At 44.0% G+C, this 14,410-nt stretch carries 8 protein-coding genes; 6 read left to right on the forward strand and 2 right to left on the reverse strand.

Features of this window, described 5'->3' with window-relative positions:
* Positions 1-11 precede the first annotated feature (11 nt).
* Complete coding sequence (locus CYQ88_RS00505) at positions 12-3,008, reverse strand: methyl-accepting chemotaxis protein (protein WP_101839318.1); 2,997 nt, start codon at positions 3,006-3,008, stop codon at positions 12-14.
* Between the two features lie 155 nt (positions 3,009-3,163).
* Positions 3,164-5,650: an endopeptidase La gene (gene lon / locus CYQ88_RS00510; RefSeq protein WP_233188769.1), complete on the reverse strand. Its 2,487-nt coding sequence runs from the start codon at positions 5,648-5,650 to the stop codon at positions 3,164-3,166.
* 166 nt (positions 5,651-5,816) lie between these two features.
* On the opposite strand from lon, the gene mog reads away from it, so the two are divergent.
* From mog to CYQ88_RS00540, 6 genes are all read left to right on the forward strand, one after another.
* Complete coding sequence (gene mog, locus CYQ88_RS00515; RefSeq protein ID WP_101839320.1) at positions 5,817-6,371, forward strand: molybdopterin adenylyltransferase; 555 nt, start codon at positions 5,817-5,819, stop codon at positions 6,369-6,371.
* Positions 6,372-6,378: 7 nt separating this feature from the next.
* Positions 6,379-7,320, forward strand: coding sequence for a 50S ribosomal protein L3 N(5)-glutamine methyltransferase (gene prmB, locus CYQ88_RS00520; RefSeq protein WP_233188770.1), 942 nt, complete (start codon positions 6,379-6,381; stop codon positions 7,318-7,320).
* Positions 7,321-7,472: 152 nt separating this feature from the next.
* Positions 7,473-8,450, forward strand: coding sequence for a carbonic anhydrase (locus CYQ88_RS00525; RefSeq protein ID WP_101839322.1), 978 nt, complete (start codon positions 7,473-7,475; stop codon positions 8,448-8,450).
* Between the two features lie 146 nt (positions 8,451-8,596).
* The gene (locus tag CYQ88_RS00530) at positions 8,597-10,957 is read left to right on the forward strand and encodes a DUF748 domain-containing protein (RefSeq protein ID WP_101839324.1); all 2,361 of its coding nucleotides are present in this window, start codon (positions 8,597-8,599) and stop codon (positions 10,955-10,957) included.
* Between the two features lie 44 nt (positions 10,958-11,001).
* Positions 11,002-13,134: a 5-histidylcysteine sulfoxide synthase gene (gene ovoA / locus CYQ88_RS00535; protein ID WP_101839326.1), complete on the forward strand. Its 2,133-nt coding sequence runs from the start codon at positions 11,002-11,004 to the stop codon at positions 13,132-13,134.
* Positions 13,135-14,322: a MalY/PatB family protein gene (locus CYQ88_RS00540; protein ID WP_101839328.1), complete on the forward strand. Its 1,188-nt coding sequence runs from the start codon at positions 13,135-13,137 to the stop codon at positions 14,320-14,322. It begins immediately after the preceding gene.
* Positions 14,323-14,410 lie beyond the last annotated feature (88 nt).

Genomic DNA, 14,410 nt, shown 5'->3' on the forward strand with positions numbered 1-14,410 from the left:
CGGTAATCACATTAAAAAATGGTTTCATCAATTAACTGATTCAATAATGTTACGACCTTGTCAGATTGTGCATCCATTTGCTCTATGCCACTTTCAACTGTTTCAAAATCATCAATATCAAACGCTTCCATAATGATACGGATTAGAGCATGCATTTGGGCATGTTCTTCACCAAGCTGTTTCATTAATGGTAAATGCATGAGGTTTTGGCCTTCTGAACTGTAGTACCATTTACCCAAAACACATGCTGTATGATCTGCTGCTGTATCAACGGTTACGCCGATGTCGGCACCATCGATAAATTTACGGATTTTGGCTTTCCAATTTAAATGCGCTTCTATCATGGTTAAGAATTGTTTGGCCTGTGGGTTTTTGTCGACTTTTAGTTGTCGGATGTTCTTTTGCGCTTGTGCCAATAATTCTGGGTTCGGTGAGCATTTGAATTGATTTAAGGTCTGTTTGAGAGTCTCTAGCTTTAAGGGTTTGTGTAGAACTTCATTCATATTCGCTGCCCGCAATTTTTCATCGAAGTCCTTGCCATGCCCCGTAAAGGCGATAATCGGTTTTTGATACCCTTGTTTTCTCAATTGCTGGGTCGCTGTTATCCCATCCATGACGGGCATTTCGATGTCCATTAGAATCAAGCTGGGTTGATAACGTTGAACTTGATTCAATGCTTCACGACCATTGTTGGCCACTTTGGATAAATAGCCTAATTTCTTCAGCATCATGACGGCGACTTTTTGATTGGAGATATTATCATCCACCACTAAGACCAAGCTGCTTTGATCTGCTAGCTGTGTCGATTGTCCCGTTTGATCACAGTCGCCCAGTTCAAAGGTGCCAACCAAGTTGTCCATATTAGCTGCGACTTCTCCTAAATATTCTGCGAGGGAAGCGTTTTCAGTCACTAGGGTTGCACTTTTCTCAGCTGTTTGATTGAGGCTTTGTATTGATTGATTAACTTCAGAAATTTGTTGAGACTGTTGCTGTGCATTTTCTGAAATCAGGCTCATATTATCCGTCATTTCAGTCACTTGCTCGATAATGGCTGTTAAGGATTCTCCAGTCACCTCGACTTTCTGTGTGCCTTGTTGAATTTTCTCAGAGGTGGAGTCAATTAATGTTTTAATCTCTCTGGCTGCATCAGCTGATTTTTGTGCTAATTGACGGACCTCACCCGCAACCACGGCAAATCCACGACCGTGATCGCCTGCTCTTGCCGCTTCCACGGCGGCATTGAGCGCGAGTAGATTGGTTTGAAAGGCAATATTGTCAATTAAGGAAACAATGCCGGTAATTTGTTCACTGACATTGCTAATTTCGCTCATTGCCGCAATGGCTTCCTGCATATTCGCATTCCCTTCACTCACACCCTGCTGGGTTTGTTGTGCGAGTCCGTTAGACGCTTGTGCCTGATCAGCTGTGGCATTGACCTTTTCAGTGAGTAAGCGCATGGCTTGGGAGGTTTTTAACAATTCAGATTCTTGCGTTTTAATGGCATCTGTTAGCTCTTGATTGCTGGTTGCAACATGATTGGCCGATTCATACACATCTTCAGCCAAGCCATTGACTTTACAAAAATCTTGTCTAAGAGATTCAATACCACTGGCAAGCGTTTTTAGCGTCCAGCCATATTGTCCAGAATGGGTTTTATTAAGCTTTAGAGTTAAATCTTTTGCAGGTAAGCCACCTATAAGCACGGAAATATCTGTTAAGGTTTCTTGTAAGCTATCCATTAACTGGTTGATATCAACGCATAGGTCTTTATAAAAGCCAGTTAATTGCCCTGAATCCAAGCGAGTATGTAATCGACCTGCACTGGCATCCAATACTAAATTCTTAATGCTATTTTGAACATATAGTTCTTGGTAAACATCCTGCCATTCAATCGCAACGCCGATGGATTCATTCTGTTCGTTTAAGATAGGAAGAATCACCAGTTGCACTTCTGAGCCAAAGAAATTTAGATTTAAGGTTTGTTTTGAGGTTAAGTTTATACAAGCGTCTAAAGCTTCTGGGTTTTGACTAAATAGATGACTGATGTTCTTGCCAATCAGCTGGAGTGGTTCAGGGTCATTCATTGCCTGTTTTAGTTTTGATTCAAGCGGTTTTAAAAAGTTATTCAAAGCCTGGTTGCTATAAACAATCGTATGGTTATGATCCATCAAAAGAATATTGGTTTGAATATCATTGAGTGCAGCTTTGAGTCGGGTGTTGAGTTTTTCCTCATATAGAATTTCATTTTGCTGAGCTTGCATGCGGATTTGCATCGATTTTAAGCGTCGATTGAGTTTTCCAGCAATGTTGCCACCGTGGGTATTAATGTCTTCCGATAAGTTATTGTTGGCAATCTCATCTACCACTTTGATGGAATCTTTAATGCGGTAAATAAAATACATGACATGGAGCGTTGAAAAAATAATCAGAATAATATTAACGATTTTAATGTAGTCACTGATTACGCCAAGATCAGGAAAAGCTTTATCAAATAAGGCTAAAACCGTTGCGGGGATGAGTGTTAATAGGGGCGGCCAATGCGCCATCACATTGAAGCGTTTTGAAAAACTATTGGGTTGGCCATTGGTCAGAGACAGCTGCTTATTGGCAATCGCTTGATATGCTTGAGCGGCGGCCTTTTTTTGAGTGTTAGATGCCGTTCTACGAACGCTCATATAACCGGTAATTTTGCCATTTTCAAAAATGGGTGTCGCATTCGCTTCAACCCAATAAAAATCGCCATTCTTGCGACGGTTTTTGACAATCTGATTCCAGGGACGGCCCGCTTGAAGCGTTTTCCAAAAATCGGCAAACACCGCTTTTGGGACATCTGGATGACGAAGTATATTGTGGGGTTGGCCAATTAACTCATCATAGTCATAGCCACTGGCTTCAACAAAATCCTCGTTAGCATAGGTAATGTTTCCCTGTAAGTCGGTTTTGGAAACTAAAAGGCTCCCTTCAGGTAAATTGTATTCGTTTTGTGTAATCGAGATGTCTTGGCGCATAATATTTAAGGCTTCAAATAAGAATGAATCGGAAGTTTTTATGTTAAACCAATAGGCAATTGATTTTTAGGATAAAAACCCAGCCTTTAATTATAACCAAGACAGGTTGCTGAGTCTATGATTTGTACCGGAATATGGTGGGACACATTAGTTGACTAATCAGAAGCCACTTCAGACGTGATTTTGCTAAGGTGCTGACGTAGCGCATCCGATTGTGAACGAATGGCAAAGGTTAAACGTGCGACCTCATCAAAATGCTTAGCGAAGTGCACTTGCATGTCTGTTTTGAGATAGTTTGGCAGTTCTTCATAATCTTTACGGTTATCTTCCGGCAAAATCAGTCGTTTGATACCGACTCGTCGAGCGGCGATCACCTTTTCACGGATTCCTCCAACAGGTAAAACTTGGCCGATTAAGCTGAGCTCGCCGGTCATCGCCAAAGGAGATTGAATGGATTCATTTCGCGCTAAAGACAGCAGGGCTGTTGCCATGGTAATACCAGCACTGGGCCCATCTTTCGGTGTGGCTCCATCCGGCACATGCAAATGGACAAAGGCCTTGTCGAAAAACTCTGGGTCGGCTTTGTATTTTTGTAAATTGGAGGCAATGTAACTGTACGCAATGCTGGCAGATTCTTGCATAACGTCGCCCAATTGTCCTGAGAGCTTAAAACCTCGGTTGAGGGTATGCACTCGACTGGCTTCAATCGATAAGGTCGCGCCGCCCATTGAAGTCCACGCCAAGCCAGTGACCGTACCAATCTGTTGGCTGGGTTTTTCATTAACAAAATGCGGTTTGCCCAGTAGCGGTTCAATGTCTTTGACATGCAGCGTGGCTTGTTCAATTTCGCCATTGACAAAACGGATGGCCAGCTTTCGAATCAGTTTTGCTAATTGCTTTTTAAGGTTTCGAACACCGGCTTCTCGAGCATAGCCTTCAACCACATGACGAAGGGTGGCTTGGGTGATTTTGAGCTGATTTTTAACCAGGCCTGCTTCTTCAAGCAGCGTTGGCCAAAGGTGGTGTTTGGCTATTTGGACTTTTTCCTCGGTAATATAACCCGACAATCGTATCACTTCCATGCGATCTAATAGTGCATGGGGAATGGAATCTAGTGTATTTGCTGTGCAAATAAACAGCGTTTTTGAGAGGTCAAAACGCAGATCCATAAAGTGATCCATGAACTCGCTGTTCTGTTCTGGATCGAGTACTTCAAGTAATGCCGATGCGGGGTCACCTTGATAAGATGAGCCAATTTTATCAATTTCGTCCAGCATTACTACTGGATTCGCTGTGCCACAGTCCTTTAAAGCTTGAATAAATTTACCCGGCATGGCTCCAATATAAGTGCGTCTATGTCCTTTTATTTCCGCTTCATCACGCATGCCTCCGACCGAAAACCGATAAAATTGTCGGCCTAAGGATTCGGCAATAGAACGGCCAATCGAAGTTTTTCCAACCCCCGGCGGCCCAACCAAGCAGATAATGGAACCGGAAATTTCACCTTTCAAAGCCCCAACCGCTAAGAATTCAACAATACGATCCTTCACATCGTCTAAGCCATCATGGCCTTTGTTTAGGATTCTTCGTGCCCGTTTCAAGTCCAGTTTGTCGTTACTGTATTGTCCCCAAGGTAGTTGGGTCAGCCAGTCTAGCCAGTTTCTCGCTACACCATATTCGGGTGATTGCGGATCCAGTATTTTAATTTTATTTAGTTCTTCATCGGCTTTTTTGTGCGCTTCTGCTGATAGAGATAAAGCTTCAATCCGTTCTTCAAATAATTCTGCATCAGCGGTACGGTCATCCTTGACCATACCTAGCTCTTTTTGGATTTCTTTAAGTTGTTGCCTTAAGAAAAAATCGCGTTGCTGTTGATTAAGGTTTTCTTCAACACGTTCACGAATATTGAATTGCAATTTGGTGACTTCGATTTCGTGTTTGAAGAGTGCTAGCACTTTTTCAAGGCGTTCAACCAAGTCTAAGGTATCGAGCAAATCCTGAAGCTTTTCATTGCTCGCTGCCGTTAAACCAGCCGCAAAATCGGCTAAATGGTGTGAATCAGAAGCGCTATAACGGTTCAAAAAATACTTTAACTCTTCACTGTATAGCGGATTGAGAGGCAATAACTCTTTAAATGCGTTCATAATGGCCAAGCCATAGGCCTTAAATTCTTTTTTACTGCCATTTCGAATATCGGCCGGATAAGTAACGCTGGCCTGATAGGGCGCTTTTGTGTGAATCCACTGACTAATTTGAAAGCGACACAGGCCTTCCGCGACCAATTGGATATAATCTGATTTGATTTTAGGATCGTGGATGCGAATTAATGTTCCCGTCAGTGCGAAGTCTTCGGGGGTGGCTTTGCTATGATCATCGGCTTCAACATAGATAATGCCGATATAGTGAATGCCTTCTTCAATCATACGTTCGAAGGTTTCGCCCCAGATGGCTTTATCTAAAATAATAGGCAAGGTTTGCCCAGGGAAAAAGGGGCGCTCTTTAACCGGCAATAAGAATAGCGTATCGGGCTTGTTGGAATCAGCTCGAACCATTTCGGTGCCAGTTGTCGACATTTCCAAGTGTTCACCTTCAATGGCTTCCATCTCTTCGGCAAGGTTGTCTAAGTCTGTGGTTTGAGTCATAGCAAAATCTTTCGTTTTTTGGAGACAGGTTTTATAGGGTGGAATGATTCAGATTCAACCCTAGCAGCCAAATATTGTAAGAAATATTCGGGTTGATCGTGACTGGCAATAAACAAGATGCGGTATCATACCCAGATGTAAAATTTAAGCATTAGAAGGATTTGTTATGAAGCACATCAAAATCGGTTTTGTCACTATCTCGGATAGAGCCAGTCGAGGTGAATATGAAGATTTGGGTGGGCCTGCGATGCAGGAATGGATTGGCCAAGCGCTCAAAAGTGATTGGCAGGGTGTGTCACGCGTCATCGCCGATGAACGTGAACTCATTGAGCAAACCCTTCGTGAACTGGCAGATAAAGAAGATTGTGACCTGATTTTAACGACAGGTGGAACTGGGCCAGCAAAACGGGATGTAACACCAGAAGCCACTGAAGCAGTCTGCGATAAAATTTTAGATGGCTTCGCTGAACAAATGCGTGCCGTATCTTTGCAGTTTGTGCCAACCGCCATTTTATCTCGACAAATTGCCGGCACTCGTGGTCACAGTTTAATCATTAATTTGCCAGGGAAGCCCTCTGCGATCAGTGATTGCTTGGGGGCGGTTTTTCCGGCCGTTCCGTATTGTATTGATCTGATTGAAGGTGGCTATATCGAAACGAATGAAGACTTTATTAAAGCCTTTCGTCCCAAACATGCGGTTAAACCCGCTTTTGTTAAGTGAGACAATCATGACATTATTAAAATATCCAATGAATTACCAGCATGAATTTCTGGACACGGTGATTGATTTTGTGCGCTGGGGCGGCACGCTGTTTCAACAAGCTGGGTTGAGTTATGGACAGGGTACGGACAATGCATTTGATGATGCACGGGTATTGGTCTTTTATGCGTTAAAGTTACCTTGGGATTTGCCTGATGCTTATTTGACGGCAAAATTAACGCAATCCGAACAGGTGTTAATTGCGGACTTGTTTCGTGAGCGTATCGAAACGCGTCAGCCAACAGCCTACATTATTGGTGAAGCTTGGTTTGCGGGGATGCGATTCAAAGTGACTTCAGATACCTTAGTGCCGCGTTCCCCCATTGCTGAATTGATTGCACAGCGTTATGAGCCTTGGGTTGAGGCAGATGAGGTCACCCGTATTTTAGATTTATGTACCGGCAGTGGTTGTATCGGTATTGCCAGTTTGCAAGCTTGTCCAAATGCTGAAGTGGACTTGGTCGATATTTCACCAGCCGCCTTGGCGGTGGCACAGCAGAATATTGAGTTGTATGGACTGGAATCGGTCGCACAGACCATTGAATCCGACTTGTTTTCAGCACTAGAAGGTAAACGGTATGACTTGATTGTGTCAAACCCACCTTATGTGGATGCTATTGAAATGTCTGCCTTGCCAGTTGAGTTTCAGAAGGAACCGGCTTTAGGGTTAGCGGCAGGCGAGGATGGGTTGGATTTAGTTCGACGCATTTTGGCTGAGGCTGATAACCATTTAAATGAAGGAGGCACTTTAATCGTTGAAGTGGGGGTGTCGCAATATTATTTAGAACAGGCCTATCCCGAGCTCCCTTTCTATTGGTTTGAATTTGAGCAGGGTGGTGAAGGCGTGTTTGCCATTCAAAAATCTGAGTTAGCCGTTTTTCAATCGTTGTTAGATGATCGAAAAGCCTAACATGGCTGTTTTACCCAAAGGATTTAGCTATTCTGGCTAATTGGTTAGATATTTGCTTATCAAAACTTTTACAGATTTTAGTTCGATAGTGTCATGAAATATTTAGCTAAGCATCCAGTGCTTGATCACAGTTTTAAGTTTGAGGAAGTAGTATGAAAAATGGGTTGATGATAACGGTTTTTGTAAGCTTGATAATGCCGCTATACAGTTCAGTATTTGCCGCAGTTGAGCCTCTAATTGATTTAAAGGCTGAAGCCAAAAAATATGGCGAAGTGGTTGAAGAAAAACCGGTGGCAAAGCCAACCCATCGTCAGCCAGAACCCGCGCCCAAAAAAGAAACCATTGACCATCAACCAGAGGCAAAAGCCAAAGTTGACAAGCCGTCTCACTCAACTCCCGAACATCCTCCTCATTGGAGTTATTTTGGCGAAACCGGCCCTCGTTATTGGGGAGAGTTGTCAGATCAATTCAGTTTGTGTCAAACTGGCAAAAACCAGTCTCCTATTAACTTAAAGATGCAACAAGCAGTTGGCACCACCAGTTTGCCAGGGTTCGATGTTTATTATCGTGAAACCGCATTAAAGATGATTAATAATGGCCATACCTTACAAGTCAATATTCCGTTAGGGAGTTATATCGAAATTGATGGTCATCGGTTTGAATTGTTGCAATACCATTTTCACACCCCGTCGGAACATCAGCGGGATGGTTTTAATTACCCCATGGAAATGCATCTAGTACATAAAGATGCTGATGGAAATTTAGCCGTTATCGGTGTCCTCTTTCAAGAAGGGGAAGAAAACGAAGCCTTAGCGCAAATTCTTCCGGTTTTACCGCAGACCAAAGAGAAAGTCGATATTCATGAGTGGATAAAGATTCATCCTGCCACTTTCTTTCCGGCCGATAAAAAGTTTTATAAATACAGTGGCTCTTTAACCACGCCACCTTGTTCAGAAGGGGTTTATTGGATGGTTTTCAAAGACCCGATTCAAGCATCGGTGATGCAATTAAAGCAATTGCATGATTATCTCGGCTCAAATGCACGTCCGGTACAACCGAACTATGCCAGAAGTTTATTAAAATCCTGGCAAGATATTCCGCTTCAAAACCGCGTTTACGAATTTTATTAGATTTATCGCTGCCAAAACCACCCAGGCCTGGTCGTTTTTGGCAGCCTTTTCGATGACTGAAAGGTCATGAGTCCCTCCTTGTTGAACCGCACTTTCTGATAAAATAACGGTCATTCTCCTCTATTTGACGTATCAGGCCATTATCCATGTCTTTTAAAAACACTTTTGTCATAAAAACGCGCTTTAAAGTCCTCATGACATTGGTGTTGGTTACACTGTCATTCATCATGTTACTGCCGTGGGTCGTTGAAAAAACGCTGCAAAAGGTGTTGATTGATCAAGGACTTCAGTCAGTTGAGGTAGCCGAACTCGATTTGGATTTATGGGCGGGTGAAATTCGCATAACCGAGGGTGTATTGCAAGCGCAACACCAGCCACCTTTGCAATTTAGAGAACTGCTGCTACGAATTTCTTGGTCGGCGCTTTGGCAAAAGCGCCTGTTGGTTGAGCAACTGACCTTAAAGCAGCTTCAATTAACAGCGCATTTCGACGAATCAGGCAATATCCGTGTTTTAGGCTTGCCTACACCGAACGAAAGCCATTCAGCCGCGGAGTCAAAAGGCGACTCTCTATTCGATGGTTGGCAGGTCGGGCTGCAACAGTTCAATTTGCAAGGCCTGGCGCTGACATTGAAGACCCCACAGCAAACTTGGCCTTTGGTAGTTGATTCATTACAACTTTCCAATGTCTTGAGTTGGCAGACCAGTCAACAAATGCAGTTTGCTATGCAGTTGCGTTATCAACAAACCCGGTGGCAGATGGAAGGTCAAGGTCAACCTTTTGCGGATGTGCGCTCAGTCAACGGGCAACTTCAATTATCCGATCTGGACTTGACTCTGGCAGATTCATTTCTCCCCAAATCTTTATCGCTGGCTGCTGGCCAAGGGCAAACGAAGCTAGATTGGTCTGTGAAACAGGGTCAGGAGACGATTGAACTTGACTGGAAAGGGCGGATTTCTGTGAACGATTTGCAACTACAAAGAGACGACTTATCGCTCGCCAATCGAGATTTTAGCTGGACAGGTCAAGGACAGCTTGGTTTTAATACGGCACTCTCTCAGCTAACGGATTTGGCGCTCACAGGGCAAGTGGCAGCCAATCAACTGCAACTGACTTCGGCAGGCGTTCAACAACCGCTGTTATCCATGGAACAGGCTGGTTTTGGTATCGATTTACAGGGAATGAACCAGATCACGCTATCGGAATTGGATTTAACGCAACTGCAATTGAATGCCCTGACTAACCAAATGGTGCCGCTGTGGGTTGCCAAGTCAATCAACGTTGACCAACTTCAGTTGAGCGAATCGAATCACTTTGATATCGGACACCTTGTCGGTCAGGAGTGGCAAATGGCGATTCAGATGAATGCACAGCAACAGCCTCAGCAGTGGTTGGATTGGTTAAATACCGTCAAGCCGGGCAAGGCCACTCTGAGCGCTAAGGCTGCGGAACAACCGGAATCGCAGTTAAACTCACCGCAACTGACCGCCGCTAAGGGTGCTCCCTTTAGCTTAAAACTAGAGGTCTTTGAGTTGCAAGACAGTGTCGTCGATCTTGAGTTGCTGCAATATCAGCCAAGCTTGCAAAAGCAACTCCAAATCAAATCGTTGACGTTTGGACCCCTCAATACCCAACAGCCGACGGCGTCCTCAAATGTGGATTTACAAGCCAGTGTCGATCAATATTCCAATGTTTTGGTAACCGGAACCGTGTCACCTCTGCTGGAAAAAATTCAAACTAAGCTTCAAGTGACGCTGAAAGGTGTGGATTTACATTCCTTTTCGCCCATTATTGAACCGATACTCGCACATCGTATTCAAAGTGGTAGTCTAAGCTCGGTTTCCAAGATTCAACTGGCACAGGATCAACTGACCAGCGAGCATCAACTCACGTTGAAAGGCCTCAGTTTGACTGAACGGGATTCCTCTATGACAGGGTTAAGCTCGATAAAGCTTGGACTTAATTTATTGCGCGATGATCAGGATCAAATTGCGTTAAAAATCCCTATCAATGGCGATGTGGCTTCGCCCAATTTTGAAATTAAGAGCGTAATCAATAAAGCTTTATTAAAAACATTAAAAAGTGGCACCAAAACGTATTTGGCGCTCACCTTACAGCCTTATGGCTCCCTTTATCTAGCCGCGGATTATGCCTATAAAAAGCTGGGGCAGGTAGTATTGCAACCTGTTGAGTTTGCAGTGGGGCAAACCACTTGGCTCGATTCGATGCCAGATTATTTGCATAAAGTCGCTGAAATGTTATTAAATAAACCCCAATTGAATATGAAGCTTTGTGGTTTTTACACGGCACAAGATCAAAATTTCTGGCAGCAAAAGGGATTAAAGGATGAGGCCTTAACCCAAAAATTACGGGAAATGGCCAATATTCGGCAAAATAGTGTCAAGGCTTGGTTGATTGATCATGAAGATATTGATGTCGAACGACTCAGCACCTGCCAGCCGGAGTTAGAACCCTTAGCCGAAACAGGCGTGCTTTTATCCATGTAGCGAATGGATGCCAATCGTTAGATGATCAAATCAATGGAGAACAGATGAATTTGCAACAAAATAATCCTGCCACCGCTGTCAACCTGATAGAGGGAACCGTTGAATCAAAACGCGCAGAGATCAAAGCCTATTTTGAAACGACCTATTCACACTATGAAGCCTTGTTTGAAACGCTAAAAAGTGATCAAGCTTATTATGAACGTGCTTGTTCTTTGCGCCATCCGCTGATTTTCTACTTTGGCCATACGGCTACTTTTTTTGTGAATAAATTGGTACTGGCGAAACTCTTACCAGAGCGCATTAATCCCAAAGTTGAAGCCCTTTGTGCCATCGGCGTAGATGAAATGTCATGGGATGATTTAAACGAAGCCCATTATGACTGGCCAACGGTTGACGAAGTTCGTCAATATCGCCAGCAGGTACATGAAGCGGTGCTGCGGGTGATTGATGAAACCGACTTTCGGTTGCCCATTGATTGGGAAAGCCCAATGTGGCCGGTGTTAATGGGGATTGAACATGAACGCATTCATTTAGAAACGTCATCGGTCTTAATTCGTCAGTTGCCCCTAGAATTTGTCCAACCGCACCCGCAGTTTCCGGTCTGTCCAGAGCAGGGCGAAGCACCGGAAAATATTTTATTTGAGGTGCCCGCGGGGCAAGTGTTAATCGATCATCATGATCCTGCTGACAGCTATGGGTGGGACAATGAGTATGGCTATCATCAAGCTGATATTGACGCTTTTAAAGCCAGTGCCTTTTTGGTCTCTAATAGTGAATATTTAGAATTTGTGGAAGCGGGTGGCTATGACAACCCGGCTTTTTGGTCAGAGGAAGGCAATCGCTGGCGGCAGTTTACCCCAGATAAACATCCCACCTTTTGGGTAAAGCAAACCGAAGGTGACTGGTTGCTGCGTTGCATGACCGAAGAAATTGCCATGCCGTGGAATTGGCCAGTTGAGGTCAATGCGTTAGAGGCAGAAGCTTTTTGCCAATGGAAAGCACACGAAACCGGGCGATCCATTCGGTTGCCGAGTGAGGATGAATATTTACGGTTAAGAGATTTCACTCAGGCGTTGGATAAAGCACACTTAGCCAATCAAAATTTGCAGTTTTATGCATCATCGATGCCGGTTAATCAATTTGAAACGGGCGACTTTTTTGATGTGATTGGCAATGTTTGGCAGTGGACCCATACACCCATCTATCCATTTACTGGGTTCAAAGTGCATCCTCTCTATGATGACTTTACGACGCCGACGTTTGACAATCAGCACAATATCATTAAAGGCAGTAGTTGGATTTCGACGGGTAATGAAATTAATGGTCATTCTCGCTATGCATTTCGCCGACATTTCTTTCAGCACGCAGGCTTCCGTTATATTGAATCTGCACAACAGGTGCCGACCTATATTTCCACTTATGAAACCGATCAGGCGGTAGCGCAATATTGTGAATTCCATTATGGCCAAAGTTATTTTGGTGTCGATAATTTTGCCCAGGCCTGTGCCGATAAAGTGATTGAGAAGGTGCGGGCAGACAGTGATTTCAAACAGCGGGAAGATATTAATTGTTTAGAAGTCGGCTGCTCGGTGGGACGTACCAGTTTTGAACTGGCTCATGCGTTTGCCCAAGTCACCGGAATTGATTTTTCTGCACGCTTTATTCAAGTCGCCAATCAACTTAAGGAAACGGGTGAAATTCGTTACACGCGACCTTTGGAAGGCGACTTAGTTGATTATCAATCGCAAAACTTAGCCGCACTCGGCTTGGCAGGTGTAGTGGATCGTTGCCAGTTTTTACAGCAAGATGCGGCCAATTTAAAACCGCATTTAACCGATTATGATGTGGTGGTTGCACTTAACCTAATCGACCGACTGTATGACCCCAAACGCTTTTTATCGATGATTCATCAACGAATGACCGAGGGCGGCTTGTTGTTTATCGCTTCTCCCTATACTTGGCTGGAAGACTACACTGAAAAAACCAATTGGTTGGGTGGTTATAAGGATGCGGAAACCGGTGAAAATGTCACAACCTTGGATGGCTTGCATCAAGTATTGGATGCCGAGTTTGAATGCCTAGGTCAACCGATTGAGATGCCATTTGTAATTCGGGAAACCCAGCGCAAATTCCAACATACCTTGTCAGAATTGACCGTTTGGAAAAAGCGCCATTAAATGACCGATTTTAATCAATCCTTAGATCGACTGGGCACCGATGCTGAAAAGTATGAGTTGCGCACAACGTTATTTGGCACAGATAAGGTATTGCCGATGTGGGTGGCAGATCAAGATTTGGCCACCCCAGATTTTATTGTGCAAGCGTTACAAAATCGATTAACGCATCCGGTTTTAGGGTATACCTTAATGTCAGATCGCTTGTATCAAGCGATTATCAATTGGCAGGCACAATATCACTATGATGTTAAAGCTTCTGAAATCGTCTTTACCCATAATGTTGCTAATGGCTTTCATTTAGCGGTGCAAGCGTTTACGGAACCTGGTGATGCGGTATTGGTACAAACGCCTGTTTATCCGCCATTTTTAAAGGCCGCGCCGCATAATCAGCGCAAAACAGTAACGGCCCCTTTGCAATGGCAGGATGGACATTATCAAATTGATTTTGAGGCATTAGAAAGCATCATACTTGAGCAACAAGTCAAGTTGCTACTGTTTTGCCATCCGCAAAACCCATCCGGTCGGGTTTGGCAAAAATCCGAATTGCTGAAGCTAGCAGAACTTTGCCTAAAACATCAAGTATTGGTGGTGTCGGATGAGATTCATGCCGATATGACGTTTGCCCCCCATCAGCACGTGCCCATGGCTTCGTTATCCGCTGAAATCGCACAAAATACCGTGACTTTAAGCTCCCCTGGTAAGACGTTTAATTTAGGGGGCTTGCAGACGGGATATGCCATTATTGCTAATCCAAGATTGCGTCGTCGCTATATTCAAGCTTGTCAATCGGTGTCGATTTTGGAACCGAATCTATTTGCTAATGTGGCGATGGAAGCTGCCTATTCGGAAGATGGCAAATCCTATCGAGATGAACTGGTATCGTTTTTACAAGACAATATTCAAACAGTCACTGAGTTTTTTCAACAGCATTTTCCGCAAGTGGGGGTGGTGCAGCCGCAAGCCTCTTTTTTAATTTGGCTCGATTTTTCAGCGCTGTTTTCAGAGCAATCGGCGTTAAAAAACTGGTTAATCCATGAAGCAGGATTGGGGTTGAATGATGGTGAAACCTTTGGCGAAAATGGCACAGGCTTTATGCGAATGAATATCGCTGTGTCACCCAGCCAATTAGCCCAAGCCTTATCCCAACTAGAAACCGCTAAGTCAGCATTACCCAATTATCAGCGTTAAAAATCACCAGGCCTGGGTATTATTTTAAAAGGGCGTTGATCCCTTAATTCTTAACGCCTCAATAACCGGCGCAGCTTTGCTGCGTCCG

The organism is Hydrogenovibrio sp. SC-1 (assembly GCF_002848135.1).
Classification (GTDB): Bacteria; Pseudomonadota; Gammaproteobacteria; order Thiomicrospirales; family Thiomicrospiraceae; genus Hydrogenovibrio.

Bases quoted from the DNA above. Each gene is read 5' to 3' on its own strand.
- CYQ88_RS00525 (WP_101839322.1), top strand. From the start codon at position 7,473: ATGAAAAATGGGTTGATGATAACGGTTTTTGTAAGCTTGATAATGCCG.
- prmB (WP_233188770.1), top strand. From the start codon at position 6,379: ATGACATTATTAAAATATCCAATGAATTACCAGCATGAATTTCTGGAC.
- ovoA (WP_101839326.1), top strand. From the start codon at position 11,002: ATGAATTTGCAACAAAATAATCCTGCCACCGCTGTCAACCTGATAGAG.
- CYQ88_RS00530 (WP_101839324.1), top strand. From the start codon at position 8,597: ATGTCTTTTAAAAACACTTTTGTCATAAAAACGCGCTTTAAAGTCCTC.
- mog (WP_101839320.1), top strand. From the start codon at position 5,817: ATGAAGCACATCAAAATCGGTTTTGTCACTATCTCGGATAGAGCCAGT.
- CYQ88_RS00505 (WP_101839318.1), bottom strand. From the start codon at position 3,008: ATGCGCCAAGACATCTCGATTACACAAAACGAATACAATTTACCTGAA.
- lon (WP_233188769.1), bottom strand. From the start codon at position 5,650: ATGACTCAAACCACAGACTTAGACAACCTTGCCGAAGAGATGGAAGCC.
- CYQ88_RS00540 (WP_101839328.1), top strand. From the start codon at position 13,135: ATGACCGATTTTAATCAATCCTTAGATCGACTGGGCACCGATGCTGAA.